The organism is Sphingobacterium paucimobilis HER1398 (assembly GCF_000416985.1).
Taxonomy (GTDB): domain Bacteria; phylum Bacteroidota; class Bacteroidia; order Sphingobacteriales; family Sphingobacteriaceae; genus Sphingobacterium; species Sphingobacterium paucimobilis.
Map to the genome: position 1 here is coordinate 73,990 of NZ_ATDL01000004.1, position 26,072 is coordinate 100,061.

The window sequence follows — 26,072 nt, forward strand, 5'->3', positions numbered from 1 at the left end:
GGTATAGGGACCTGTCTTTGTTGGATGAGGTGACGAAAATGTCTAGGAGAGGGCTGTTTTATGCCGTTTCAAACAGCATCATTATTTTATTTTGATTAGTAAGAATAGTAAATGAACAGTCGGTTTAACGCTCTCTGGCAAAAAATGATATTGGTTATAGGATTGGTTGCTCTATCCGCTTTTTACGCATTCCCCCAAATACTTCGCAAACATGCTTTAAGTCTACAGACGGACAATGATTCTTATCTGATGATAGGGCAGGATCAATATTATACGAACGGTTTGATTTTTACTTTTGATAAATTGCTTGGGCATTCAGCAGCTGGCACTGATCGGTTGAGTGTACAGCTGGGGCATCAGCTTTTTAATGGCAGTGAAGTATATGGACGTGACGATTTGAAATGGGATCGTCCCTCTACGGGTTATTTTTTTCTAAATACCCAATTCCAACGTGTCTATACGCGAGAATGGCTGTGGCGTGTTAAAGCAGAGGTAGGTACGGTGGGAGAGGCTGCGAAAGGAAAACAGATACAACAGTTCGTCCATCGTACATTCCGTATGTACGAGGTGGAGAGTTGGGAATCGGATCTGAAGAGTGCTGTTGGCTTGGACCTGGAAGCGTCTGTGTTTAAAAAATTATGGAGGAATAGGTCTGACCGTTTTGAAATTTCGGGAGGAGCTATGGGGCGAGGAGGAATGAACTTTTCCTATCTTTCAAGTCGGATGATTTTCCGTGCGGGTCGATTGGCTCCTTATACAAGGAGTCACTTGGTGGGAAATGGTGGATTTCTTTCGGACGATACGGAGTGTTATTTTTTCTATTCGCCAGGGTATATATATCAGTTGCATAATACAACTATACAAGGAGTCGTGTATGCTCAACGAAATGATGAAATGTATGATATTTCAAAGCATGTGTTTTTTCATAAAGTCGGTTTTGCGTATTCCCACAGACGATTTTCTATAGAGGCTGCTGTGCTTTTCAATACGAAAGAAGGACAGCAAATGTATAGTAATCATCAGTATGCTCAGATCAAGTCGGGGTTTCGGTTTTAAAAGACTTCTTTTTTCCGTATATATTCTGACATCTTCCTTGTCCTGAATTTGTGTAAGTTTGTACAAAAAAGATATTATGGATTTTGTTGTTACTGCTGACGGTTCCAGTACGCTATATAATGCCGAAGTCGGCGAACACTATCATTCAAAACACGGTGCATTGCAGGAGAGTCAGCATGTCTTTGTCCAATCTGGTCTCGCTTATTACGCAGAGAAAGAGGGTACGGATACTGTTGCTGTTCTGGAGGTTGGATTTGGCACAGGTCTCAATTTTTTACAGTCTGCTGATTATGTCCGTCAACAAGGATGGCATTTGCGGTATTGTGGTATAGAAGCTTATCCCTTAGCAGCTGATGTGGTATTCGCTACGGGATATGATAAATATGTGGATACTGAGGTTTGGAGCGGCTTTATCGATACGTACAGGGGTGCCTGGCAGGGGGCGGTAGGCTTTCTTGACCGGATAGAGTGGCAGGTCGCACATCGGAAAGTACTCGATTTTAAATGTGATCAATTGTTTGATGTTATTTATTTTGATGCTTTTGCTGCGATCCATCAGCCAGAAATGTGGAGCGATGAGACTTTAGCGCATGTCTGCCAATTTTTGAAGATAGGGGGAGTATTTGTTACATATGCCATTACGGGCAATTTGAAAAGATCAATGAAGGCTTTAGGTTTTAAAATAGAGAAAGCTCCTGGTGCACCGGGAAAAAGGGAGATGCTCCGTGCCACCCGTGTTGTGTAGTAAAAAAACAAGGACTAAAGTTTTTTCATCTTTAGTCCTTGTTTTTTTATTTAGTGTCCTTCTGTGCCATCAGCACCGTGAGAATGCCCGTGAGCAAGTTCCTCTTCAGTTGCTGGACGCATCGCAAGGATTTCGATGTCAAAGTTCAATTTTTTACCAGCCATCGGGTGGTTTAAGTCTGCAACCACTACCTCAGGGCTAACCTCAACTACTACTGCGCGGAATTGATTTCCTTGGTTATCTTGCAATGGCAATACCTCTCCAACTGGAGGCATACCTGTTTCATTAAACATATCTGCTGGCAATTGAGCCATTGCTCTGTCATCTCTCTCTCCGTAAGCATCTGCAGCTTCCAGTTCAAAAGATGTTTTGTCACCAATCTGAAGACCAGCAATATTTTCCTCGAATTTTGGTAACATCATTCCCACACCATATAGAAATGTTAGCGGATTTTCAGCTGTTGTTTGTTCTACGAACGTTTTTTCTCCGTTTCCTTCAATTGTGTGAAGTGTGTAGTTCAACGTTACTACGTTGTTGTTTTCTATTGCCATTTTTTACTCTTTAAAGAGGTTTAAGCCTCGTTATCATTTATTAATTCAATCAATTGTGCAATCGACGTTTGAGGAAGACTACAGGTCTTGTTTCGACAAAGGTATGCTTTTGATTCGAATTCTTGTTTATTTACTAACAAAGGAAGTGTAGAATTTGTTCCTCCCAATATGATTTTGTTTGGAATATATAGTTTCTGCTCCAGTTCTTTGCGCCATTCTGCAGCATTTTCTCCTGTCAGGGCAATTTCATTGGTTTCGAAGTGTAGTTCCAATAATTGTATGGCCCAGTTGGAATAGGCAGAACCGTAGCTCGCGATGTGTGGATATACGTTGGCAAATACTTGATCAGCTATTGCCGTATAATTGTCTTCGTCAAAAAGGAGTCCCAGTTTATACAGTTGTCGTACGATACTGGATGAAGATCCCGGTATGACATTGTCCATGATTTCACTTTTTCGTGCAATCAATTCTTCCCCATTGTTAGCCGTATAGTAAAAGGTTGCTGTCTCGCGATCGTAAAACAGCTCAATTGCACGGTCGGCAAGTTTCTGAGCTTGGTGGAGCCAGGTCTCGTCGAAGGTGGCTTCATATAAGGCGATATAAGCCTCTATGGTGAATGCATAGTCGTCCAAAAAGCCATCTATGCTTCGGTTGTGGTCTTGGGGCTGATGCAATAAGGAGCCTTCAACAGTACACTCTTTTGCTATAAAATGGGCTATACCCATAGCTGTGGAGAGGTATTCCGGATCAGCAAAGGTACGATACGCGTCTGTCAGGCCTTTTGCTAACAGGGCATTCCAGCTGGTGAGCTGTTTGTTGTCTAATCCAGGGCGAACTCTGGTAGCGCGATAGTCGAGCAGTTTGGACTTGACCTCTGACAGATACTGTATCCATTCATCCGTTGAAAAACCGGCTTCTTCAACAAGATGTTCGTTTTTGCTGTTTACAAAAGGAATATTAGTCTGCTCTTCAGTCCAGTTACCCTCTTCGGTAATGTTAAAATAATTTCGAGCTATAGTAGCGTCTACGCCAAGTAGATCAAATTCTTCGTTCTTGAATGTATAAAACTTACCTTCTACCCCTTCGCTGTCGGCATCCAGTGCGCTGTAAAAACCTCCATTGGGAGCTTTCATCTCGCGTATCGCCCAAGCAATTGTTTCCTTTACGACCTGTTTATAGTGTGGGGATGGGGTCTGTTGGTATGCTTCACTGTATAGCGAGATCAATTGACCGTTGTCGTACAGCATTTTTTCAAAGTGCGGTACGTGCCAATGCTCGTCCACCGCATAACGACAAAAACCGCCTCCGATATGGTCATAGATTCCTCCGTTGGCAATTTGTTGTAAGGTGTAGTGTACATGGGATAGCACCTCGTTGTCTTTTGCCAGGGTTGCATATCGTAACAAGAATACCCAGTTATTGGGAAGCGGGAACTTGGGCGCTCGGCGATATCCTCCATCTCGATAGTCAAAGTGTTCTTTCCATGGCAGAACGACCGATTTAAGATCTTTCAGACTATATTGCTCCGGGATTTCTGCTATAGGAAGCTGTTCGGCCTGTTGTATGCCTGCTGTCAATTTGCTGGCGTAGTCTAGGGCGACCTGAGGTGTTTCTTCCCACATCTGTGCAATCTGTAGGAGTATATTCTGCCAGTCTTGCGGTTTAAAATACGTTCCCCCGTAGATCGGTCTTCCATCGGGGAGGCAGATTACATTGAGCGGCCATCCTCCGGATTTTGTCATCAGTTGTACTGCAATCATATAGATTTGATCGATGTCGGGACGTTCTTCTCTGTCTATTTTTATAGAGACATAAAACTTGTTCATGGTCGCTGCGATGGCTTTGTTTTCAAAACTCTCGCGTTCCATGACATGACACCAGTGGCAAGCTGAATAACCAATGCTGATAATGATTAATTTGTTTTCATGCTTTGCTTTCGTAAGCGCTGATTCTCCCCAAGGCATCCAGTGTACAGGATTGTCCATATGCTGCTTGAGGTAGGGGGATGTCTCGTTTTGGAGTTGATTTGCCATATAGCGAAGGTACGCAAAAGTTAACGATAGGCTTCTTTTTGGTTACAGGTTTTTGTCGAAATAATATTTCCTCATGTGTTGTGTGTATTGTTGTTTTAGGAAATAAAGAGGGGAGGTGTGGTGTCTTTCCAAAGAGAACACGTACTCTTTGGAAAGTCTACGTGTACTCTTTGTCAAGTGTAGCCGTTGACTTTTGAAAAAGAACGTGTTCTTTTTGACGTTTTTCTTGATCGATTTTCAGTTTTAAAAAACACCTTGCCCGCAGAAGCGAAAATAAGAGATCTGAGCGCTTTAATTTTTAAGCGGTATAAAAGGTCAAATTTGACTTTTGTTCTGAATTAACTTTTGGTTAATGAGCTGTGTTCATTCTGTGATCGTTTGGACCAAGGTGGCCGTACCTCCGGATAAGCTTGCAAAATCGATTCCATCCTCTAGGTTGATCACAGCACAGTGGGATGTTTTGAGTTCTATATAGCTATTGCAGATGTAGTTGGTCAAGTCGGATAAACCGGGATTATGGCCAAATACCAAGAGCGTATCGATATGTGCTGGCATCTGGTTGATAATGTTGAGAATATCTAGGTAATATGCTTCGTATATCGCTTTGGTCTGTAATATATTCTGTAAAGGGAATGCTAATGAGGTACAAAAGATATGTGCGGTCTGTATTGCTCTATTGGCAGTAGAGGAGAGCACCGCTGTTTTTTCATCTATCGTTACGATATCTTTTAATTTGTTGGCTATATGTTGAGCTCGAGCTGCTCCTTTATCCATAATATTGCGGTCAAAGTCCTTCTTTTCCCAAATTGGAATTTCTGCCTTGGCATGGCGGATGATAAAGAGTTTCTTGCTTGACATTCGTTGCTGTATTATTTTAAGTAATTAAGTTTTGTCTTGAAGCGTACAAATCCGTCTTTGAGACGATAGGCTGTCCCTCTATCATCGTATATATTGGCCTCAAATCGTGCTTCTATCCGTAGTGCATTGTCCTGTAGACTGTCTATACTGATAATCTGAAAATAGGAATCGTCTTGCAAGTCTTTGTCAATCTTGGAGCGTAGGATGATGGAGGAACCAGGTAGGGATGTGCTCAGCCTTTTTACAGGCTGAAGGGGAGACACCTCAATGCTGACTCCATAGGTGGTGTTTTCCAGATCTCTGTCAATGGCAAAGGGTTTTGCTCCAACATGGAATGTGGTATCATCAATCATGGGAATTAGTAGATTGCTGGTCTGTGTAAGATCTTCAATGGCGAATTTCTGACTTGTTGCAAACGATATATTGGATAGCTCTGGTGCTTCAAAAGAAAAAGTATGTTCAAATAGAAGGGAGTCTTTCTCGCCATACCACCAATATCCCCCCGTAATATAGGCCGCTTCTCTGTTCTTTAAGACATTGGAGTATGGTTTGATATTCGTTTGTTTATTTGCAAATCCAAATCCATCCAGTTTGATAGAAGAGTATCTCTTGTCATCCAGTATAAAAGATATAGAATCTCGACTATGTAGGTTGTCCTGTTCTAGTTCCTGCTCCAATACATTTTCATCTTCCTTCTCGCAGGATACCAATGATATCGAGAAGATAAGAAGTAAGATGGATATTAGAGGTTTCATAATGTTTAGTTATTCTCTCAAATATAGTGAAAAATTCTTAGTGATTTTTTTTATGGATAAGTATTATATGTGATTTAGTGGAGTTGAGTCTTAGAAATAAGGAAATTATGGCATGGACTAGCTTTTTTAAGGATGTTGTGAATCTATGCTTATTTTGACTTTTTTGAGTTGTTGGAGATTGTTACTTAGCATAGTAAATAATATATTTGAAAGTTGCAGCGTATAATTGTATATCAATGAGGGTAAAGTTTTCTGTAGTAACTATAAATTATAATAATAAAGAGGGGCTGTCAAATACCATCCAGAGTGTAACATCTCAAAAGTATTCTGATGTTGAGTACATTGTTATTGATGGAGGTAGTGACGACGGTAGTATCTCTGTGATAGAAGAATATCGGGAACAGATTGATTGTATTGTTATAGAGAAGGATAAAGGGATTTATGATGCAATGAATAAGGGGATCGAACGGTCAACAGGAGACTATTTAATTTTTATGAATAGCGGCGATACATTTTTTGACTCTGAGACAATTTCTACTTATGTTGATCATGTTGATGATAAATCTGATATACTTTATGGTGACGCTATGGGGGTCAAAAATGGTATAGAAATCATGCGTTTACAACAACCCAAAGAGTTGGATGTTTCGTTTTGGTTGTTTCACTCCATTAATCACCAAGCTTCGGCTATATCTAAAAACATATTTGATAGATTCGGGGTATATAGTGACAAAAGGCAAGTCATCACTGTCGATTGGCAGTATTTTATTAAAATCTATTTAAAGGATGGGGTGAAATTTAAATATATAAACCAAATATTATGTAATTATGATCTAGGTGGTGTTTCGTCAGATGTTGCTTTGTCACAGCAGCATCGTTTAGAGCGAGAGAGCTTTATTGAAAAAAAACTTCCAGAGTATTGGCAAACTTATCAGTTGCTATATGATAGAAAACAAAAGCGGACCGAGCAGTACTTTTATATTAAACAGTTTCCTATGGCGTTTAAAATATTAAAGGGATTAATGAGTATTATATTGGTTTTCCTACCTAAAAGAGATATTTAATGAAGGTGTTATATGATTACCAAGCTTTTCTGATGCAGAATTATGGAGGGGTATCTAGGTATTTCGGAGGGCTTATCGAGGGATTGAAAGCAACGCCGAATTTCCACTACTCTTTGAGAGTGATTGGAGGACGTAATTATCATTTATCTGATTTAGATAGGGTTAGGGGTAATTTGTTTTTTAGGGATAAGTATAGAAAAAGTCCTCATAAGGCAACTAGAATAAATCAAAAGAAGACGTTGAAGGTGATAAATGATGGAAATTTCGATGTGTTCCATCCTACGTATTATAATGGATATTTTTTAAAATCTTTAAAGAAGCCATTGGTGATAACCGTTCATGATATGACATACGAGAAGTATCCGGTTTTTTTTAACCCTAATGATTCTACGCCCTATGATAAGAGAAAGTTATTGGAGAAAGCAGATAAAATAATAGCTATATCCCAAACTACAAAGAATGATATTTTATATTACAACGATATTGAAGAAGATAAGATAGAAGTTATTTATCATGGAATAGACTTGAAAGAAGAGTTGTCCTATCATCGACTAGCAGAAGTTCCTGAAAGTTTTATTCTGTATGTAGGTAGTAGATTTGGTTATAAGAATTTCGTTCTCTTTGTCGAAGCATTCGCTCAATTGTCGGCTCATACTCCGGATCTGCATTTGGTGATAGTGGGAGCTGATTTGGGCATTGCCGAGCAGGAGCTGTTGTTCAGATTAAAGGTTTTAGACAAGACTAAAGTTGTGGCAGCATCAGATTCCGAACTGAATTTTTTATATAAAGAAGCATTGTTTTTTGTCTATCCATCTTTATACGAGGGGTTTGGCTTGCCTATATTAGAGGCGTTTAGGGTGGGGTGTCCCGTCTTGTTAAGTAAAGCTAGTTGTTTTCCTGAAGTTGCAGGTGATTCAGCATGTTATTTCGATGCTAATTCTATAGAATCGCTAGTGGACAATATGCAGGTTTTGCTAGAAAGTGAAGCTTTGAGAAAAGAAATGGCTATACGTGGTAAGGAAAAGGTTAGGGAGTATGATTTGAAAGTCTGTATTGATAAGACATTCCGTCTATATTCAGATTTAGTTTAAGGTTATAATATGATAAGTATACAAGGTGATGGTATAAAAGTGTCTGTAATTGTTCCTGTATATAATACTGAAGCATATTTAGAAGAAACAATAGCGAGCATTAGAAATCAAACCCTGATTGATTTAGAGATTATCATAGTAAATGATGGGAGTACGGACGGCTCATTGGATATATGCTTGAAGAGTAGAAAGATCGATTCCCGAATCTATGTTATCGATCAACGAAACAGTGGCGTTTCCGTGGCCCGTAATAAGGGTTTAGCTAAAGCAAGGGGAGAATATGTCTTTTTTTTAGACGCAGATGATACTATTGCTCCTGACTTTTTTGAACTTGCTTATAGACAAGCTGAGCTTAAAAAATCAGATATCGTTGTTTTGGGCGATTATTATTGTCGAAGAATTTTGAGTGGAACGAAGGTCTTGCCAGTATGTGCACAGTTTATACGACATAGTTTCCTCCTTGAGTTTTCAGATGTCAGATTCCCCATCGGGATACAACCCTGTGAGGACGGTCTGTTTTCACATCAGTTATTTGCACTGACTGATAAGTATTGTTTTTGTCCAGAGGCTGCCTATCATTATCGGCAGCATAGCGAGCAGAATCATTTAACAATTAATTGTCAGGGATATAGGGTTGTTGAGCAAATTCCATTATGGTTTGAAATACTAGAAAGTTTTTATTTGAATTATGATCTTTTCGATCGAAAATCTTTGCATTTAGCTCGCTTTTTAGAACACGAACCTTTTGAATTTAGGTATTTAAAAATGCCTTTGGATGTTTCGACTAAAGGCATTTTGTATGATATGATAAGAGAATTCTATAGTAAGCGTGTTAAAGATTTTTTGAGTCCTACTGATTTTAGGCAACTGACATTTTTATTTAAAGAATTTTTGCTTTCTAAGGATGTTGCTGCGTTTGAGGATATCTTGAATATTTATGTCCGCAGAAAGAAAAAAAGAATTAATTTAGCTAGGTTTATACCTTTTAGGGGCTACAGAAGAAAGATAAGAAGTAGGATTCAGTCTTTATTGGATTCTATAAATAGATAGGAAAGCATTGATTATGAAGAAGCGTATTATGTATTTTATGGCAGAGAACCCTTTACGTTCCAAAGCCGGAAATCTAAGTCGATGTCATCAAATGTTGCGCTATTTTGAAGACAATTCTGAGTTTTTGGAAGTTGACCTTGTCTCCGTCTGGGGATGGAAGGAGTCCGATAGGCGGCAGTTCGAATTGATGTACCCTAATATTTCACTAATAGTTGAGGATATAAGAATGTCCAAGGCTAATCGAATCAGCTATTTTTTTGAAGATAAATTGCCTCGCAAGATAGCAGAGCTTAGAAAAAATAACGAACTCGATCATACCACCTCTTATTTTAGAAAGAAAATCCAAGAAGTTATTAAGGGCAGGAGGTACGATATCGTAGTTGTGAGTTATGTTATATGGGGAGCTATAATCCAAAATATAGATGCGGAGTATAGGCCGTATTGTATTATCGACACTCATGATTTTATGACTTTGCAGTACAGTATTGTTAAGCGGAATTTAGGGGAGAGGGCCTTCATTGGTCGAGAGTTTGAAAATGAGATTCGTACTTTGTCTCTTTTTGATGAGATTTGGACATATTCCATTGAAGAAAAATATTTATTTGAACAATTTACCGCTAAAAAAGTGATATGGATGCCTATTTCTTATCAAAATAGAGTAGATAATGGGGGGCAAGAAGCTAGATATGATCTGTTGTACGTTGCGAGTGATAATCTTCATAATATAAGAAGTATTAATTGGTTTATACAAAATGTAATGCCTTTGCTTTCTTGCGTGAAACTCCACGTTGTTGGTGCTATTTCGTCTCATGTTGAAGAGACTTCTAATGTTATTAAATATGGACTTGTAGAAGATATAGATGATTTTTATAAACATTCTAAAGTTGTGATCTGCCCAATGTTGAGCGGAACAGGTATAAAGATAAAGGTATTAGAAGCATTGTCTTACGGATTACCAGTCGTATGTCATCAAAGAGGTGTGGATGGATTAGTGAATAAGCGGCAAAACGGGTGCTTGGTTGTCAACGACGAGAAGCAGTTTGCTGAGGCTATTTCCGTCCTTTTAGAAGACAAGGAGTTGTATGCTAATCTCTCTCAAAAAGCAATAGATTATATTCACGAGAATCATCATGTTAAAATTGAAAAAGCAATTTTGGATGGTGTTTTTTTACGGGATTTAAAATGAAAATATACGTTTTTTGCCCCGATAGTAAAGAAATCAGAGGTGGGATCAAGCAGCTGTATACCATGGTCGATCGACTTAATGAATATGGTTATGATGCATGTTTGATCCACAGCAGGCCGTCTGCTCTAGCCTCTTGGTTTCACCATGACACGAAACATGTTTTTTTCCCTTATTTGTTCTTTTTATTAAGGCATATAATCATTAAAAAGGATACTCATTCTTTCCTTTTTAAATTGAAGAAGTGGCTGTTTATAAATAAGGAACTGCCAGAGAAGGATGCTGTGATTGTTTTTCCTGAAGTATATGGACCTGATGTGGTACACCTACTCCCACAGAACCCCTTCGTTATTTTCAATCAGAACTGTTATTTAACGTTTCACCTTTTCAATTTTAACGAAAATCGAAAATCGCCTTATTTAGCAGATAATTTATTGGGAGCAGTTGTAGTCTCTGAAGATTCGAAACGCTATCTGCAGTATGTTTACCCACTGTTGTCTGTGCAGAGGATTTATTTAGGTCTAGACCCTTGCTTCATGTTGGGTATGGAAAAGAAGAAAAAGATTGCTTTCATGCCTAGAAAATTAAGCGAAGACGCTTTACAGGTCATCAATATTATACAGGCAAAAAGCCTATCAATAGGATGGGAGATAGTTGCTATAGAAGATAAATCAGAGTTTGAGGTAGCAGAGGAGTTGCAGGATACAATGATATTTTTAAGCTTTAATGATCAAGAGGGTTTTGGTCTTCCCCCTGTCGAGGCAATGGCTTGTGGCTGCTATGTGATTGGTTATATGGGAAGAGCAGGAGTCGAATATTTTAAGGAAGAATTTTGTTCGCCCATTCTTGAACGTAATGTAATAGAGTTTGCTGATACTGTTGGTAGGACAATAGCAGAATTTGATTGTACTCCACAAATTACGATTGAAAAGGGAAGGACAGCCTCTCAATTCGTACATCAGCATTATAATGCCATAAATGCGGAGGATAGTCTGAAAACTGCTTGGGAAAAACTGCTTGTAAAGAAATAATATGATGTCAAAAATTGCTTTTTTAAATATCGACTATAGTATGGGAGGTGGGGTCGAGCGCGTGACTTCAGACCTGATCAATATGTTTCTTAAACAGGGCGAGACCGTCATGGATATGTTTACGGTGTCTCAGCGCAACCAAGAAACCGCTGTTGAGTTTTCTAAGAGCTTACTTGTCCATGTAATTGGTCCGCTCAAGTCGGAGAGCGAAAAACAGAATTTTGTTGAAAAACTAGTGGATAGGAAGATTGATGTTCTTATTTATCAGGCTGATAATATGAGTATCGCTCTATCTGTTTTGGAGTGTGCAAGGAAGGCTGGAGTTAAAGCGATCGGTCACTACCATGGTTCGCCTTATGCCTATCTGCAAAAGTATCCAGACGCTCAGCATGGCAATCTGGCCAAAATATTGTTTAGTAAAATTGTTTTTCCCTTTAAGAAGAACAAATTGAAGAAGTTCTTGACTTTGTCAGAAGCAGTTGTATGCGTGAGTCAACGTGTTAGGAAGGAGTTAAAAGATTTGTTTCCTAACCATGATTTTCCAATATATAGCATATTGAACCCGTTGCGGTTTGAAGATGAGGAATATCCAGGGACTGTCAAAAAGAATATCATAACCTTGGTTTCTCGCTTAGAGAAAGCGCATAAAAATGCTTTCTTAGCGGCTACCGCTTGGAGCAAGATTGCGCATCAGCATAAAGATTGGACGCTTCGGTTTCTAGGTACAGGCTCACTAGAGAATGAAATGAAGTCCTATTTTTCTTCGCTCGAAATAGAGAATGTAGAATTTTTAGGCTTTAAGAGAGAGGTGGGAAGGTTGCTTGCAGAAAGTTCGATTGGGATTTCTACGTCAAATTGTGAAGGTTTTTCAATGGCTGTTTTAGAATATATTCTGACGGGCAATGCGGTCGTTACAACCGATAGCCACGGTGGGGTGCATGATATGATCGAGGATGGTCGTACCGGGATTGTTGTTCAACGAAATAGTGCAGAAGCGCTGTCCGCTGGTATTGCAAGATTAATCAATGATAGCGAGGAGCGCGACTTCTTTGCAAAGAATGCGTTGTCGGAAGTAAAGACAATGTACGGGGCAGACCTGTTTTTGCAGTGGAAGAAACTGGTGGACTAAGGGGGTATTTCTGAAGGACAATTTAGGAGCAGATGTGCAATTAAATTGCAGATGACAACGAATTTATTTACGTTTGTATTGAAACCAAAAGTTGACAACTATTGAATATATCTTTACTCATTACTACTTATAATAGACCTGACGCATTAGAAGCTGTATTAACGTCTATACGTTTTCAAAGTATTAAACCCCAGCAGGTTATAGTAGCTGATGATGGGTCGGATGACCGTACCCGAATACTGATTGAAAACTTCCAGGATAAATATGGTATTTCAGTAGATCATGTATGGCATGAGGATCTTGGCTTTCGTGTTGCCGAGATCAGAAATCGGGCTTTGGCACAGGTGAAGCATGAGTATGTTGTCATGATTGATAGTGATATTGTCATGGATGAAAATTTTATTAAAGATCATCGAGACAATGCTAAAATAGGTTTCTTTTTGCAGGGCGGGCGTAACCTTTTAAGCCCTGAGTTAACGGACAAGATTCTTCTGACGCCCGATGTCTACCCTAGATTCAGATATGCTGAAAAAGGTGTCGAAATGCGATTAGAGAAGCGGTTGCTTTCTTTTCGAGCTCCTTGGCTGACTCGACTTTATAAGCGAGAACTTGTTAATGAATTATCCGGGATCAGGACATGTAATATGTCTTTCTTTTTCAATGATCTTCTTGCTGTCAACGGTTTTAATAACGAGTTTGTTGGTTGGGGGCGAGAAGATAGTGAATTGGTTGTTCGTTTATTTAATTACGGTGTAAAACGATATAATATTAAGTTTTCAGCTCTTTGTTATCATTTGTATCATAAAGAAGAATCTAGGGCATCACTTCCTGAAAACGAAATGATATTAGATGCTACCATTAAAAAACGCTTAGTTCGCTGTGAAAACGGATTAACAAAATTCTTATAAGATGGCAATTCCTAAAACTATTTATCAAACATTCAAGTCCGATAAGTTACCCTGGTTGACACGGTTTTACATTTGGAGATTTTTACAAAGAAACAAAGGCTGGAAACGGGAGTTTTTTGATGATAAGCGGATTTCAGAATTCTTTGAAGCCAATTTTGACGAACGTACCAGATTTGCGTATGAGAGGTTACAAATCGGTGCGGCTAAAGCTGATTTTTTTAGATATGCAGTGTTATATATCTATGGCGGTGTTTACCTTGATATGGATAGTAATATCACAGGGTCTTTAGATAAATATTTGCTGGAGGATGATGTAGCTATACTCTCGCGTGAGAAAAACCATCCTGAGCTTTTCGCACAATGGGCATTAATTTATGGAAAGGGGCATCCGTTTCTGAAAAGAACTATAGCTTATATGGTCGACAATATTGAAGCCGAGAGATTTCCGCATGATGTCCACGCGACGACCGGACCTAAAGTATACACTCGTGCGATTGAAGATGAGATGCGTATCAATCCTGACGTAGTGTACCGTGAAGTTGGATATGATTATAAGGGTGTCATGCAGATAAAATATAAGTTGGCGAAGTTATTGCTCTATAGGAATAAAAAAAATCATTGGAATCGTGTTCAGCAACGAATACCTGTGGCAAGACCTTTGGATTCTAATGCTGTGTAGCATTTGTAGTGTTTAATTCGTTAAATAGGAAATGTTAGGAGAGGTAAGGTGTCAATATAGCAGTAGTTTGGGTGTTAGCCAAGTAGGATTGGGTAAGCGGATTCTTTTGGGGATGCCGCAGCGTCTTTTTTTTTCGGAGATCAAACAACAGCTGGAGGCCTATGGTTTTGAAGTCATAGGTATTCCCTATCCCGATGATTTCAAATACAGTAGTTTTGGAGACCGTCTCTATAATTGTTTTAGAAAGGTTTTCTTATTTGACAATAAGTATAAAACGTACTTGAAATATAGAGACACAGGAGCTAAGACCAGATCTATTATAAAGAATATACTCAAGCCTGTGGACTATGCGTTGATCATCAGCATGGACTATTTTCCAGATGATGCCTTGAAACTAATTAAGGAGAAGTCTAAGGTCTTAATAGGATATCAATGGGACGGGCTGGATCGATATCCCCTAGCTAGAGATTTAATAAGTCTATTTGATCGCTTTTTTGTTTTTGACCCAAAAGATTTAAAGGAGGAGGGGATCCTGCCCACGACAAATTTCTATTTACCTACAAAGTTGGTGAATGTGACAGCGGATATTGACGTGTATTATATTGGAAGTTTCGTCAAATCAAGAATGAAGGTGATCAACGAATTGGCTCATTATCTAGACGGTACGGGGGCACGCTCTGTAATCAAGGTGTTTTCTAAAAAGCCAGAGGTCATTGACAAATATAAAGACTCTCCCTTGGAGATTATTGAGGAGTATATATCATATGAACAGAATTTGGCCTATGTGTCTAGGTCGAGGACTATTGTCGATATTTTGAATAAAGTTCACTGCGGCTTATCGTTCCGGGTTTTCGAAGCGTTGGGAAATGATAAAAAGCTTATTACGGACAATCAGAATATTGCGAATTATGATTTTTATGATCCATCCAATATTTTTATTATTCGAGATTTGAATTTTGAAGGTTTAGAAGAGTTTATAGCATCACCTTATAAACCTCTAGATCCGCTTATTAAGGAAAAGTATAGCTTTGGAAATTGGATAAAACATATTTTAGGTATACAGCCCCACATACCTATATCGCTACCTGATTTGAACAGTTCCAGCGTATAGATTATTCCATGCTTCAGCGATAGTCTGGTCATTAAACCGTTGTGCATATTTTATCCCCTCTACGATCATTTCCTGCTGCAATGCTGGATTATTCAGTATCGTTTGGATAGCTTCGGTAAGCTGCGTAACGCTATTGGGATCAATATAATACGATGATGGTCCCCCTGCCTCTGGGAAGACTCCTGAATTTGTTGTTATGACCGGTGTGCCTGAGTAGAGAGCCTCAATAATAGGAATTCCAAACCCCTCATAGATTGAAGGATATATGAATATATCAGCCATAGCATAGATAAGTGATAGCTCTTCCATGGTAAATCCCTGCATCAAAAACACTCGATTTTCAAGTCCTTTTTCTGCTATATAAGCTTTGATTTTTTTAGCATATTTAGTCGTTTTGCCAACGATTATTAAAGGGATGTCTAATGTTTCTATAGCCTTTACTATTTGAAATGCATTTTTGCGAGGCTCTACTGAACCAACATTTAATAAGAAACGGTTCGGTAAATTATATTTTCTGCGAAGCTCTTCTTTTTGTTCATCGGTTTTCGGATCCTTAAAGGAAGGGTGGCAAACTTGGTAGATGACTTCGATTCTATCAGACGGGATATGATAAAACTCCATGATATCACGTTTGGTTTGCTGACTGATAGCGACTATCTTATCTGCATTGTTGACCGCGTGTTTGAATTTTTTATGATATATATAGCGGTCTATTCTCTTGTAAAGTTCTGGAAACTTTAAGAAAATTAAATCGTGGATGGTCACTACCGATTTGATGTTATTTTCTTTTAAGCCGACAGGGATCTCTCCTGATAATCCGTGAAAGATAGCAATGTTATCCCGTTTGAGATCTTCTACTATACGGTTGCTTCTCCAGAAGCTCGAAAATAAGTTGTTTAGTCTGCCTTGAGGCAGCTTGGTGTTTTTCACGAATTCATCTGAACGAAACCGCGAGCCTTTAATCTTTGGTGTATATTTTATATATTCATTTTCAGGATAATGATGTGTGAGGATACGAATCAAATCCCGACTATAGTTACCTAAACCTGTTTGGTTCAAAAAATAACGTTTAGCGTCAAATCCTATTCGCATATATTTTTGATATGTTCTATTACCATTTGTGAAGTTACTAAATCTATAGCTTCTGTACCGTCGCAATCACAAGGTTTGTTACCATAGACAGAGCTGGGACGATTGGCATGTTCTACTTGGATTATGTCTTTCTGCGATTGGCCATATCCCAAGAAGCCCGCATAAGGATGTGTCGCTCCCCAAATGGATATACATCGTGTTCCTACCAAAGAGGCCATGTGCATTCCTGAACTGTCCATGCTTAGCATTAAGTCTAAATTTGCGATAATGTCCAGCTCTTGGCTTACGCTGAATTGGTTGATGAGGTTTTTTACGTTTGGATAGCTTTTTGCCCAATTGTCCGCAATCTCTTGTTCGTTGGAACCTCCACCAAAAATATAGGTAGCATAATTGTTTTTAGACAAATACGCTATTACCTCAGTCATTTTTTCAAGGGGAAGTACCTTAAAAGCATGCTGGGCAAATGGGGCAATTCCTATGGATTTTTTGGTTGTAGAAAAATCTATAGCTAATTCTTTAGGGACGCTACGGTCTGTCTTTTCTAGCTTATGGCTCAGCTGAATATCAAAACCTAATGCCCGAAGTACATCAGCATAGCGCTCTGTGGTCAGCTTTAGTTGGTATTTGACTTTGTTGTAGGACCGGGTTAGCGCTTTCTTTTCTGACCTACCTTTATGTAGCGTGCATAATTTTACTCCCGATAGTTTAAAAAAACTCCCGAGTATTCTTGATCTGATGTTATTGTGTAGATCTGCAATAAAGTCAGGCTTGTACTTTTTGAGTTCAGTGAATAGTCTAAGGAGGCCTAAGGCTCCACGATGTCTGCCCGTAGGATCTATAGGGTGAAACACCAGCCTTGGGATATGCGTAAAGAATGCTTCAAATAGCTTGCGGGAAACCATTATAATCTCGGTGTCCGGATGCTGCTGTTGAAATTCATAGAGAATTGAAGCGACCATAGCCACATCACCCATCGCCGAAAAACGAGTAACTATAATCCGCTTCATCTTAAATTATTTCTGGGAACTATAGAGTACCGGATTTAAAGATGGATCATTATACATTTTCATCTGCTTGTATACTTTCATGTACTTTTTACCAGACTCAATATCCTCCAACAACTCGTCAATACTTTTAGAGAGGTCGTTACGTTGTTCTAGAAGAATATTCAGTTTTTGCTGGCAAGTATCGATATGCTGGCTGTCTACATCTTCCCGCAATGTCTCTTGCTCCATGTGATAGATCTTGAGCGCTAATATAGATAGTCTATCAATTGCCCACGCAGGACTTTCGGTATTAATGCGAGCATCTGATAAAGGTTGTACGTGCATGTACTTGTTCAGGTAATAACTATCGATATATTCAACAGTGTCTGTTCGTACTTGATTTTGTTTATCGATTCTTCTTTTCCAATATAAACCGTCGTTCGGGTCAATGTTTGGATTTCGCACGACATCTTCCATGTGCCATTGGGCGGTGTCTATCCAACATTTCAAATAAAGCAAGTGTTCTAGTGTACTGGCTTCATAAGGATTTTTGATCGGATGGTTAATCTCATCATGAACGTGATAATCATTGATTACACGTTGAAAAATGGTATTTGCAATTGGACTAATCATAGTGCAAACTTATATAAAATGGTTTGTAATCACGAATGTGCAGTGCAATTATTCCTTAATTCAGACGAATAATCCCGACAATAAATGAGGGAATAACCCAAAGAGAAGAATAGTGATCCCGCACACTATGGCTATTAAATAAGGCCATAATCTTGTGGTGTAAGTAGGGGGGAGGGATTCTTCCTTTCGGAGAAAAGCATATAGTGGAATTTTGAAATAATAGAACAACGAAATGACCGAAGTCAGTGCTCCAGTAATCAACAGCAGCAGTAGAGCGACATCCTGTGTGTTTTGATAGCGGTCAAATGTAGAAGTGAAAACCAACAGCTTGCCGATAAAACCTGCCGTGGGCGGAAGCCCAATCAGAGATATACCCAACAGTGTAAATGTCGTAAATAATAAGGGCTTATGTTTGCCCAGTCCACTGTAGTCCACGAGCGCTGTTGAGCCTATATACTTTTCTAGGAATTGTATGATTGCAAATGCACCAATGGTCATTATAGCATATACGGTAATGTAAAAAAGTAACGTCTTATAATCCGAACTGGGACTGCTGATAATAGCCATCAACAAAAAACCCGTATGACCGATTGACGAATAGGCCATCAAGCGCTTGGCATCCGACTGACGAAGAGCAATAAGATTTCCCATCAGCATGGTGACTATCGCTACTACGGTAATGAATAACAGCGTAAGCTCACTAAAATAAAATAAGGTCGATGTCCATGATTCGAATAGACGTTGGAACAGTATAAGGGCAGCTATTTTGGGAACTGTTGCTAAAAATGTGGTGATGGGCGTGGGGGCTCCTTCGTAGACATCGGGAGTCCAGAGGTGAAAAGGTACGAAACCTAGCTTGAACCCGTTCCCTACAAAAACAAAAAGTATAGCGACACTGCTCATTATTTTGGGAGCAGAAATCAGTCCTTGAATATGAGACGAGGAAGAGAAATCAAGATTCCCCGTGAAACCATATATCAGGGAGAGACCATACAGCATGACTGCAGCACAGACCGAACCAAATAAGACATATTTCATCGTCGCTTCCGACTGTTTTTTGTTTATTGATGCTGTGGTTTGCGTCTCGTCTTTACCGGATAATACCGGCTTATTTTCGTTCGTAAAATAGCCTACCAACACATACGAACTGATGGACACGGTCTCTATAGCAATAAATACCATCAGCCAATTGGTGCTGAGGGTGAGTAGGTTCATACCTAGGGTGGCTGCTAGCAAGATACTGTATATGTCACCTTCGTTTTTTAACCCTTTATCGTTCGCATATTCACGAATGAGCACCAAGATGGGAAGCAATAAAACAAGCATGATCAATCGACCGTATACAGCAAGGGTATCCACTTGCAGCATACCAAAGAATCCGGATTGTGGTTGCCCAAGTTGACTGTACACGGCATAGGCTGTCCCTACGATTCCGAGGCATGCGATGCTGAAAGTACTGTTTCTCCAATAACGATCTAAAAACAGACTGGAAAATATACAGCAAAGGAAAGCTATTATCAAACCCAGTTCAGGCTTGAATACAGGTATGGAGCGTATAATCTGATCCAGTAGGGAGCTAATCTGTGGCGTAAATTCTTCCATAGGTATTAAAAGTAGGGCGATAATAGCGAGATGAGGTTCAGCACGCTGCTATTGACCGTGTCAAATACTAAAGAGGGCATTATACCTAGCGCCAAAGCTAATGCCAACGTAGGAAAAAGGACGATTCGTTCTCTTATGTTTACATCGTGCAGAGCAGCAGTCCATGCCTCTCCTCCCTTAAGTCGTGTCTGTCCGAAGAACATGCGCTGCAGTGTCCATAAAAAGTAGACTGCACTGAGGAGTATACCTAAGGAACCCGCGATAGCCATCCATCTCGGAATTCCTGTGCCTACACTTTCCGCATTAAACGTGCCTATAATAACAAAAGCTTCACCGATAAAGGCCGAAAAGCCGGGCAGACCAAGCGAGGCAAAGAAGGCGACAGCGACAAATCCGGTATAGGCAGGCATCAGTGATGCTAAGCCTCTGAAATTATAAATATAGCGATCATGAACACGGTCATAGATCACACCGACCAAGAAAAAGAGGGAAGCTGATAGAAAGCCATGGCTGATCATCTGAAATATTGCTCCGGATACGCCTTCTGCAGTCATAGAGGCCAGGCCGAGTAGTACAAACCCCATATGCGATACGGAGGAGTAGGCGATCAGGCGCTTTAAATCTTTTTGGGCAAGTGCATTCAGTGCACCATACAGAATGGAAATAATACCGATCAGTCCCAACCACCAGTTTGCATCGACAGCAGCATCCGGAAATATACTGTAACATACTCGGATGATACCATAGCCACCGATCTTTAATAGTATACCTGCCAGAATAATGGATACCGGTGTAGGAGCCTCAACGTGAGCGTCGGGCAGCCAGGTATGCAAGGGAACTACGGGGACTTTGATGGCAAAGGCGATGAAGAGGACTATAAATCCGATCATGCGTGCCGGTATACCCAATACTTCATTATAGTTGTTCAGGTAGGCAAAGAAAGAACCGTCTACATAGTTGTCCGGATTCATCATATGCAACATGTTGAACGTATGCGCTCCCGTGTCTGGGTTGATGACTGAAAAATAAAGACCAACGATAATCAGCAACATAAATACGGATCCGAAGAGCGTATAGATAAAGAACTTCATGGCTGCGTATTCGCGGTTTGCCCCACCCCATATACCGATGAGGAAGTACAGAGGCAACAACATTACCTCGTAGAAAATATAGAACAGGAAGAAATCCAATGCGGTGAATATGCCTATTACGGCCATGTTGAGCAGCATCAGCAGCGCAAAGTACCCTTTGGGACTTTTTGTGATATTCCAGGAGGCACCTATAGCCATCAGCATCACGAAAGCAGATAAAAGGAGCAGTGGCATGGAGACGCCATCGACGCCCAGGAAATAGTCAATTTCCAACTGCCCCAGATTTCCCAAGGCTAATCGTATCCAGGGTATTTGTTCGACAAATTGATAGCCACTGGTGGTGTTGATCCCCTGTGCTGTCTGGTCAAATTGTAGATAGAGCGAACCTGCGAGTGCAAACTGAACTAAAGTAATAGCTAGCGCAATGTATTTATACGTTTTCTGTAGACTGTTGGGGAGTGATAGTATCACCAATGTTGCCAACAAAGGCAAAAATATAAGTATTGATAGTAATCCCATGCTATCGTAGTATCAAATAAAGTATTCCAATTAAAACAACGGTAAATGCGAATCCCAGGTAGTTCTGTATACGTCCATTCTGTATCCAGCGCAGCAAGTGGCCTAAATAATAAGCTGTTCCTGCAATAGTATTAACAATACCATCGACTATATGTTTGTCCCACCAGGCCGCAAGTTGACTTAAGCGTAAGGTAATATAGCGGATCACCCGTACAAAACCATCTACCAGGTACCTGTCCAGTACAGAGGCAACCTTACTAAGGTATAGCGTACCCCTGCTCGTACCATTGACCATGCCTTCTACGATGTATTGATCCAGCCATACGCTTGTCTTGCTGATCACTAAAGTTGCCTTGACAAAAGTGTTGTTGATAAACTCGTTGATCCCAAGTTGATTGGTTTCTGCTTTGATCCATCCGCTGTTGGCATCCAGAGGGTATTTACCCAATACATACCAGTTGTAGCCTATAACCCAGCTGATGAGTGCTGTTATGGTCAGGGTCAAAGGAACGAAGAGGTGTAAGCTGTGTATTTCCTTAAAGATATAATCTACGGAAAAACCTTCTAAAATGCCTGCTTGGTGATAAGAAATCGGGTTCCAGGAGAATACAAAAAATAACGAGCAGATCGCTAGAAAGTACATCGGGTATAGCATCTGTTTTGGAGCTTCATGTAGGTGTGGTCTCACTTGTTCAGGGAGACGAGACTTACCCAAAAATGCTTTAAAGATCAACCGTCCGATATAGAATGCTGTCAATATACTCACGAGTACCAGTAAAACGGGTACGATAAAATAAAGTCCTCCTTTATGCATAGCCCATTCGAACGTGGCGATCACGATGGCGTCTTTGGATAGAAAGCCCGATGTAAGGGGAAATCCTGCAAGCGCTAAAGAAGCGATACTCATGAGCACAAATGTTTTAGGCATATATTTTCGTAGGCCACCCATGTGACGTAGATCCTGAGGGTCAAAATCTAGCCCTGACTTATCCTTGGCATGTGCAATTTCATGAATGACAGCTCCTGCACATAGAAAGAGGAGACACTTGAAAAAGGCATGTGTTGCCAAGTGGAATAATGCGGCATCCCATGCGCCAATGCCGACAGCAGCCATCATATAGCCCAGTTGGGATATGGTGGAGAATGCCAGTACTCTTTTGATATCATATTGCCCCGAGGCAAAGTAAGCTGCCAATGTCGCCGTCACGGTACCTATAATGGTAATAAACAGGAGTACGTGATCGTTGAAAAGTGGGAACAGGGTACATAATAAGAATACACCGGCTGCGACCATCGTAGCGGCGTGTATCAGAGAGGAAACCGATGTGGGGCCTTCCATAGCATCAGGAAGCCAGACATGCAGCGGAAATTGTGCCGATTTGGCCATCGCTCCGAGAAAGAAGCCTAGGCCTGCCAAGGTCATCAGCCCAGTATTGTTATCAAAGTCCGAATAAACCAGCCCTTCCTTGCCGAACAGATCCACGAGATCCAGCGTGCCGAACGTGGTGAATACCGCCGCTATACCGATTAAAAAGCCCAGATCTCCAATACGATTGATCAGAAAGGCCTTTTTATTTGCTTGTACTGCTGATTCTTTGGTAAACCAAAAACCAATTAATAGGTAGGACGCAAAACCCACCAATTCCCAAAAAATGTAGGATACCAGTATGTTTTTGGAAATACAGAGACCGAGCATGGCAAAACAGAAGAGGCTGAGGTACATCCAGTACCGGTGTATCCCAGGGTCGCCCTTCATGTAGGCTCTCGAGTAGATATGCACCGGAAGAGCCACGATACTGACAATGAACAGCATCAATACTGTTAGGTTGTTTAATAATATGCCGATAGTAAATGTCTTATCACCTATACGGAACCAATCGTAGGTCTGATGCATTGGCATATTATTCCAGACTTCTGCAAAGACAAATATCCCGGACAGAAGGGCGCTTAAGGCAATCGCTACAAGAGAGAATATACCTGAAGTCGATTTTTTGCCCCGTATAGCCTGTATAAGAAAGGCCATAAAAGGGAGCAGTACAACGAGTATACTGGCACTAATCGGTGATATATTTAACAGCTCTGTCATCAGTCGCGCAAATCGGTGATATTATCCGGGTTAATAGTTTTATAATGACGGTACACCTGCAGTATGATCGCCAGGGCGACCGCAACGGATGCTGCCGCTAGTACGATGGCGAAGAGGGCAAACACTTGGCCTGAATAGTTGATTTTGTCATACTTGCTGAAGGCTACAAAGTTGAGTATAGCAGCATTGATCATCAATTCAATACCTACCAGTATCAGGATCGCATTCCTTTTGGCCAGTACGGCATAGAGGCCTATACAGAAGATGCATGCGCTCACAACCAAAAAATGAGTTAAGGTAATCATCGTTGTTCCTCCTTTCGTGAAAGATGAGCGGCACCGATGAGTACCATGAGCAGAAAAACCGAAATGACTTCAAAAGGGAGTACGTACTGTGTCATGAACCGCAGGCCCAACTGTTGTACATTGTTGTCATTCGGTTGTATGATATTTCCTTGTTTGATGTTTTGTACGATCCATTCCGGCGTCTGTTGCTGCCACTCGATAATTCCCCACAGCATTACGGCAAGAAAGCCTAGGACCAATAATAGCGATTGCCAATTGGGTAGGTTTATCCAACGACCGGACAGCTGTTGAAGGGATTTCAATAATTCCTTGTTGGAAAGCATGAATGCAAATAGCATCAAGATCAGTACGCCACCTACGTAAACCATAATCTGTGTGATGGCTACAAAATCTGCCAAGGCAAATATAAACAGCCCCGCCATAGAGAATAAGGTGACAAAAAATAGGAATAAAGCACGCGCTGTATTTTTTAAGCTGACGACCAATAATGCCGAACCTATAGCGAGTGCCGCAAAAGCATAGAATATAAATTCTTCCATATCGCTTACTTTTTCTTGGCTGCCTCCTTTTCAGCTTGATGTTTGGTCCATTCGGCCTTGCGTTGTGCGATTTCAGTGTCCGACATCTCTCCAAAACCGTAGATTAAATCGGTCAATTGTGTTGTGCTCCGATCGTATTGGTTGGTCATTGTGATGCATTCGGTAGGGCATACTACTGTGCATAGTCCACAGTACATACACTTCGCCATATCAATATCAAACTGCGCGGCGTACAGTCTTTTGACCGATCCGTCCGAAGTTTTGCCTATGGCTTCTGGTGATTTTATAGCCTCAATAGTGATACAGTCTACCGGGCAGGCTTTAGCACATAAGTCGCATACGATACAATCGTCAATCTCCACATCCAGTTGATATCTTGCGACCTCGGGAATAGGCATTTTCTCTTTCGGGAATTGTACTGTCGTGACGCCCTCCTGTTGATCGAAGTAGTCTTTACTGCGGATATCAACAGATTGGCGGGATCGACGTGCCCCAAAGAGGTGCCGGAACGTCAAAAATAATCCTTTGACGGCCGAAGAAAAACCCTGTATCGTTGTTTTTAAGATCAATTTTTATTTTAAGTTATGAAGTTATGAAGTTATGAAGTTATAGGCCTATGGCCGCTATAACCATTATAACGATGTAACCCCTTATAACCTTTTCGTTAAATAACTTGTTCACTCCTTATTTTCCACTATCCAGTTGTTGAGCTGCCTTGTTAACTCGTTCACTTGATAACTTGTTCACTCCTTACACCCTTACACCATCACCAAAATACGCCACAGTCCTGATATGGCCATGCACAAAAATCCCAATGGGATCATTACTTTCCAGCACAGGCTCATCAGTTGGTCTGCTCTAAAACGGGGCAGTGTCCATCGGATCCATATCTGCACGCCTACCACAATAAGCGATTTGAGGAGTGTCCAAAAGATGCCCCATCCGATTCCTGTTGTCCAGTCTGCGAGCCGTATAACACCTATATTAGGTAGGGGAGTATTCCATCCTCCTAAAAATATAACAACACCGAGCATCGCTACCAAAAACATCATCGCATATTCGGCGAGGAATATAAAAGCGAAACGAATCCCTCCATATTCTGTATGAAAACCTCCGATCAGTTCGGACTCAGCCTCCGGTATATCGAAGGGGGCTCGGTTACATTCTGCCAGCGACGCGATAAAAAAGATGAGGTATACGACGATAAGGTGTGGAGCCTGAAATACATGCCAGGCAAATATGCCCCCGATATGGCTAACATCCCAGATGCCTAAAAAGAAAATGGGATCGGCAGACAATATGCCCTGTTGATATCCAATCTCGTTCAGGTTTAATGTCTGAGTGATCATCACGGCAGCGATCAGAGACAGGCCCACAGGGATTTCGTAAGATACCATCTGCGCAATTGCACGTATAGCTCCAAGAAGCGAATACTTGTTGTTCGATCCCCAGCCCGCCATCAGGATACCTATTGCATCGATAGACACGACCGCCATAATGAAGAACAAGCCGGTGTGTGTATTGGCCGGAAGCCAGTCTGGTGCCCAGGGGATGACCGAGTACCCGATATACACCGCACCGAATATAATGATTGGTGCTACAGCAAATAGGATTCTATCTGCTGCTTTGGGCGTAATAAATTCTTTTTGCAAAAGTTTAAGAATGTCAGCGATGGTCTGTAAAAGGCCGTACTTGCCTGTTTCCATTGGACCGAGCCTGTCCTGTACAAAACCAGCAATCTTGCGTTCTGCATATACCGCAAACAGCGTGAATAGCGCAATAAAGCCAAAGATAGCTACAGGTATAATGATATGGACAATTAGTTGGCTCACAAAGCTCTTTAGAATAATTCTTAATTGGATGCAAACATACGCAAAACGTAGCAAAAGAACGATAGAAAAACCATCACAGGCATGTCATACGTCAAATTAATATGCCTGAATATGATTCTTTTTATTGTTCCGATTTCAAAAAT

The 26,072-nt window shown here is 40.6% G+C and carries 25 protein-coding genes; 11 read left to right on the forward strand and 14 right to left on the reverse strand.

Annotation, left to right across the window (positions count from 1 at the left end; translation table 11 throughout):
- Nucleotides 1-144: 144 nt before the first annotated feature.
- The gene (locus M472_RS25845; protein ID WP_158499865.1) at nucleotides 145-1,056 is read left to right on the forward strand and encodes a lipid A-modifier LpxR family protein; all 912 of its coding nucleotides are present in this window, start codon (nucleotides 145-147) and stop codon (nucleotides 1,054-1,056) included.
- Nucleotides 1,057-1,132: 76 nt separating this feature from the next.
- Nucleotides 1,133-1,801 carry a tRNA (5-methylaminomethyl-2-thiouridine)(34)-methyltransferase MnmD gene (gene mnmD / locus M472_RS25850; RefSeq protein ID WP_021068725.1) on the forward strand — a complete coding sequence of 223 codons (669 nt, stop codon included), beginning with the start codon at nucleotides 1,133-1,135 and terminating at the stop codon, nucleotides 1,799-1,801.
- 50 nt (nucleotides 1,802-1,851) lie between these two features.
- Here mnmD and M472_RS25855 read toward each other — a convergent pair whose 3' ends face one another.
- The 4 genes from M472_RS25855 to M472_RS25870 all read right to left on the reverse strand — a co-directional run bounded on the left by M472_RS25855 (nucleotide 1,852) and on the right by M472_RS25870 (nucleotide 5,998).
- On the reverse strand, nucleotides 1,852-2,352 hold the full coding sequence (locus tag M472_RS25855) for an FKBP-type peptidyl-prolyl cis-trans isomerase (RefSeq protein WP_021068726.1): 501 nt from the start codon (nucleotides 2,350-2,352) through the stop codon (nucleotides 1,852-1,854).
- 20 nt (nucleotides 2,353-2,372) lie between these two features.
- The gene (locus tag M472_RS25860) at nucleotides 2,373-4,385 is read right to left on the reverse strand and encodes a thioredoxin domain-containing protein (RefSeq protein ID WP_021068727.1); all 2,013 of its coding nucleotides are present in this window, start codon (nucleotides 4,383-4,385) and stop codon (nucleotides 2,373-2,375) included.
- Nucleotides 4,386-4,748: 363 nt separating this feature from the next.
- Nucleotides 4,749-5,243, reverse strand: a complete 495-nt coding sequence (locus M472_RS25865) for a SixA phosphatase family protein (protein WP_021068728.1) — start codon at nucleotides 5,241-5,243, stop codon at nucleotides 4,749-4,751.
- Between the two features lie 11 nt (nucleotides 5,244-5,254).
- Nucleotides 5,255-5,998 (reverse strand): hypothetical protein, encoded by a 744-nt coding sequence (locus M472_RS25870; RefSeq protein ID WP_021068729.1) that lies wholly within the window; start codon nucleotides 5,996-5,998, stop codon nucleotides 5,255-5,257.
- A 236-nt stretch (nucleotides 5,999-6,234) separates the two neighbouring features.
- Between M472_RS25870 and M472_RS25875 the strand changes: the two genes are divergently transcribed.
- The 9 genes from M472_RS25875 (at nucleotide 6,235) to M472_RS0122360 (ending at nucleotide 15,244) form a co-directional block, all read left to right on the forward strand.
- A complete protein-coding gene (locus M472_RS25875; protein WP_021068730.1) occupies nucleotides 6,235-7,062 on the forward strand; it encodes a glycosyltransferase family 2 protein in 828 nt (275 codons plus the stop codon).
- Nucleotides 7,062-8,153, forward strand: a complete 1,092-nt coding sequence (locus M472_RS25880; RefSeq protein ID WP_021068731.1) for a glycosyltransferase family 4 protein — start codon at nucleotides 7,062-7,064, stop codon at nucleotides 8,151-8,153. Before M472_RS25875 ends, M472_RS25880 begins: the two co-directional genes overlap by 1 nt.
- Before the next feature lie 9 nt (nucleotides 8,154-8,162).
- Nucleotides 8,163-9,203 carry a glycosyltransferase family 2 protein gene (locus M472_RS25885; RefSeq protein WP_021068732.1) on the forward strand — a complete coding sequence of 347 codons (1,041 nt, stop codon included), beginning with the start codon at nucleotides 8,163-8,165 and terminating at the stop codon, nucleotides 9,201-9,203.
- 13 nt (nucleotides 9,204-9,216) lie between these two features.
- Complete coding sequence (locus tag M472_RS25890; RefSeq protein ID WP_021068733.1) at nucleotides 9,217-10,389, forward strand: glycosyltransferase; 1,173 nt, start codon at nucleotides 9,217-9,219, stop codon at nucleotides 10,387-10,389.
- Complete coding sequence (locus tag M472_RS25895; RefSeq protein WP_021068734.1) at nucleotides 10,386-11,417, forward strand: glycosyltransferase; 1,032 nt, start codon at nucleotides 10,386-10,388, stop codon at nucleotides 11,415-11,417. The genes M472_RS25890 and M472_RS25895 overlap by 4 nt, the downstream gene beginning before the upstream one ends.
- 1 nt (nucleotide 11,418) lies before the next feature.
- Nucleotides 11,419-12,546 carry a glycosyltransferase gene (locus tag M472_RS25900; protein ID WP_031301313.1) on the forward strand — a complete coding sequence of 376 codons (1,128 nt, stop codon included), beginning with the start codon at nucleotides 11,419-11,421 and terminating at the stop codon, nucleotides 12,544-12,546.
- A 101-nt stretch (nucleotides 12,547-12,647) separates the two neighbouring features.
- Nucleotides 12,648-13,454, forward strand: coding sequence for a glycosyltransferase family 2 protein (locus M472_RS25905; RefSeq protein WP_021068736.1), 807 nt, complete (start codon nucleotides 12,648-12,650; stop codon nucleotides 13,452-13,454).
- 1 nt (nucleotide 13,455) lies between these two features.
- Nucleotides 13,456-14,133, forward strand: a complete 678-nt coding sequence (locus tag M472_RS25910) for a glycosyltransferase family 32 protein (protein WP_021068737.1) — start codon at nucleotides 13,456-13,458, stop codon at nucleotides 14,131-14,133.
- 31 nt (nucleotides 14,134-14,164) lie between these two features.
- Complete coding sequence (locus tag M472_RS0122360) at nucleotides 14,165-15,244, forward strand: CgeB family protein (protein WP_021068738.1); 1,080 nt, start codon at nucleotides 14,165-14,167, stop codon at nucleotides 15,242-15,244.
- Here the strand turns inward: M472_RS0122360 and M472_RS25915 are convergent.
- From M472_RS25915 to M472_RS25960, 10 genes are all read right to left on the reverse strand, one after another.
- Nucleotides 15,215-16,336: a glycosyltransferase family 4 protein gene (locus tag M472_RS25915; RefSeq protein WP_021068739.1), complete on the reverse strand. Its 1,122-nt coding sequence runs from the start codon at nucleotides 16,334-16,336 to the stop codon at nucleotides 15,215-15,217. The genes M472_RS0122360 and M472_RS25915 overlap by 30 nt on opposite strands.
- Nucleotides 16,327-17,343: a glycosyltransferase family 9 protein gene (locus M472_RS25920; protein ID WP_022829249.1), complete on the reverse strand. Its 1,017-nt coding sequence runs from the start codon at nucleotides 17,341-17,343 to the stop codon at nucleotides 16,327-16,329. Before M472_RS25920 ends, M472_RS25915 begins: the two co-directional genes overlap by 10 nt.
- A gap of 6 nt (nucleotides 17,344-17,349) precedes the next feature.
- Nucleotides 17,350-17,955, reverse strand: a complete 606-nt coding sequence (locus tag M472_RS25925) for a DUF4254 domain-containing protein (RefSeq protein WP_021068741.1) — start codon at nucleotides 17,953-17,955, stop codon at nucleotides 17,350-17,352.
- Between the two features lie 60 nt (nucleotides 17,956-18,015).
- Nucleotides 18,016-19,557 carry an NADH-quinone oxidoreductase subunit N gene (locus tag M472_RS25930; RefSeq protein ID WP_021068742.1) on the reverse strand — a complete coding sequence of 514 codons (1,542 nt, stop codon included), beginning with the start codon at nucleotides 19,555-19,557 and terminating at the stop codon, nucleotides 18,016-18,018.
- A gap of 5 nt (nucleotides 19,558-19,562) precedes the next feature.
- Entirely contained in the window at nucleotides 19,563-21,167 is a 1,605-nt protein-coding gene (locus M472_RS25935; protein WP_021068743.1) for a complex I subunit 4 family protein, read from the reverse strand.
- A 1-nt stretch (nucleotide 21,168) separates the two neighbouring features.
- Entirely contained in the window at nucleotides 21,169-23,253 is a 2,085-nt protein-coding gene (gene nuoL / locus M472_RS25940) for an NADH-quinone oxidoreductase subunit L (protein ID WP_021068744.1), read from the reverse strand.
- Entirely contained in the window at nucleotides 23,253-23,558 is a 306-nt protein-coding gene (gene nuoK / locus M472_RS25945; protein WP_021068745.1) for an NADH-quinone oxidoreductase subunit NuoK, read from the reverse strand. The genes nuoL and nuoK overlap by 1 nt, the downstream gene beginning before the upstream one ends.
- Nucleotides 23,555-24,097 (reverse strand): NADH-quinone oxidoreductase subunit J family protein, encoded by a 543-nt coding sequence (locus tag M472_RS25950; protein WP_021068746.1) that lies wholly within the window; start codon nucleotides 24,095-24,097, stop codon nucleotides 23,555-23,557. Before M472_RS25950 ends, nuoK begins: the two co-directional genes overlap by 4 nt.
- 5 nt (nucleotides 24,098-24,102) lie before the next feature.
- Nucleotides 24,103-24,663 (reverse strand): NuoI/complex I 23 kDa subunit family protein, encoded by a 561-nt coding sequence (locus tag M472_RS25955; protein WP_031301315.1) that lies wholly within the window; start codon nucleotides 24,661-24,663, stop codon nucleotides 24,103-24,105.
- A 192-nt stretch (nucleotides 24,664-24,855) separates the two neighbouring features.
- Entirely contained in the window at nucleotides 24,856-25,929 is a 1,074-nt protein-coding gene (locus M472_RS25960; RefSeq protein WP_021068748.1) for a complex I subunit 1/NuoH family protein, read from the reverse strand.
- Nucleotides 25,930-26,072: the final 143 nt, after the last annotated feature.

Excerpts from the sequence above, each read along its gene's own strand:
- M472_RS25845 (WP_158499865.1), top strand. The coding sequence starts at position 145 with ATGATATTGGTTATAGGATTGGTTGCTCTATCCGCTTTTTACGCATTC.
- mnmD (WP_021068725.1), top strand. The coding sequence starts at position 1,133 with ATGGATTTTGTTGTTACTGCTGACGGTTCCAGTACGCTATATAATGCC.
- M472_RS25855 (WP_021068726.1), bottom strand. The coding sequence starts at position 2,352 with ATGGCAATAGAAAACAACAACGTAGTAACGTTGAACTACACACTTCAC.
- M472_RS25860 (WP_021068727.1), bottom strand. The coding sequence starts at position 4,385 with ATGGCAAATCAACTCCAAAACGAGACATCCCCCTACCTCAAGCAGCAT.
- M472_RS25865 (WP_021068728.1), bottom strand. The coding sequence starts at position 5,243 with ATGTCAAGCAAGAAACTCTTTATCATCCGCCATGCCAAGGCAGAAATT.
- M472_RS25870 (WP_021068729.1), bottom strand. The coding sequence starts at position 5,998 with ATGAAACCTCTAATATCCATCTTACTTCTTATCTTCTCGATATCATTG.
- M472_RS25875 (WP_021068730.1), top strand. The coding sequence starts at position 6,235 with ATGAGGGTAAAGTTTTCTGTAGTAACTATAAATTATAATAATAAAGAG.
- M472_RS25880 (WP_021068731.1), top strand. The coding sequence starts at position 7,062 with ATGAAGGTGTTATATGATTACCAAGCTTTTCTGATGCAGAATTATGGA.
- M472_RS25885 (WP_021068732.1), top strand. The coding sequence starts at position 8,163 with ATGATAAGTATACAAGGTGATGGTATAAAAGTGTCTGTAATTGTTCCT.
- M472_RS25890 (WP_021068733.1), top strand. The coding sequence starts at position 9,217 with ATGAAGAAGCGTATTATGTATTTTATGGCAGAGAACCCTTTACGTTCC.
- M472_RS25895 (WP_021068734.1), top strand. The coding sequence starts at position 10,386 with ATGAAAATATACGTTTTTTGCCCCGATAGTAAAGAAATCAGAGGTGGG.
- M472_RS25900 (WP_031301313.1), top strand. The coding sequence starts at position 11,419 with ATGATGTCAAAAATTGCTTTTTTAAATATCGACTATAGTATGGGAGGT.
- M472_RS25910 (WP_021068737.1), top strand. The coding sequence starts at position 13,456 with ATGGCAATTCCTAAAACTATTTATCAAACATTCAAGTCCGATAAGTTA.
- M472_RS0122360 (WP_021068738.1), top strand. The coding sequence starts at position 14,165 with ATGTTAGGAGAGGTAAGGTGTCAATATAGCAGTAGTTTGGGTGTTAGC.
- M472_RS25915 (WP_021068739.1), bottom strand. The coding sequence starts at position 16,336 with ATGCGAATAGGATTTGACGCTAAACGTTATTTTTTGAACCAAACAGGT.
- M472_RS25920 (WP_022829249.1), bottom strand. The coding sequence starts at position 17,343 with ATGAAGCGGATTATAGTTACTCGTTTTTCGGCGATGGGTGATGTGGCT.
- M472_RS25925 (WP_021068741.1), bottom strand. The coding sequence starts at position 17,955 with ATGATTAGTCCAATTGCAAATACCATTTTTCAACGTGTAATCAATGAT.
- M472_RS25930 (WP_021068742.1), bottom strand. The coding sequence starts at position 19,557 with ATGGAAGAATTTACGCCACAGATTAGCTCCCTACTGGATCAGATTATA.
- M472_RS25935 (WP_021068743.1), bottom strand. The coding sequence starts at position 21,167 with ATGGGATTACTATCAATACTTATATTTTTGCCTTTGTTGGCAACATTG.
- nuoL (WP_021068744.1), bottom strand. The coding sequence starts at position 23,253 with ATGACAGAGCTGTTAAATATATCACCGATTAGTGCCAGTATACTCGTT.
- nuoK (WP_021068745.1), bottom strand. The coding sequence starts at position 23,558 with ATGATTACCTTAACTCATTTTTTGGTTGTGAGCGCATGCATCTTCTGT.
- M472_RS25950 (WP_021068746.1), bottom strand. The coding sequence starts at position 24,097 with ATGGAAGAATTTATATTCTATGCTTTTGCGGCACTCGCTATAGGTTCG.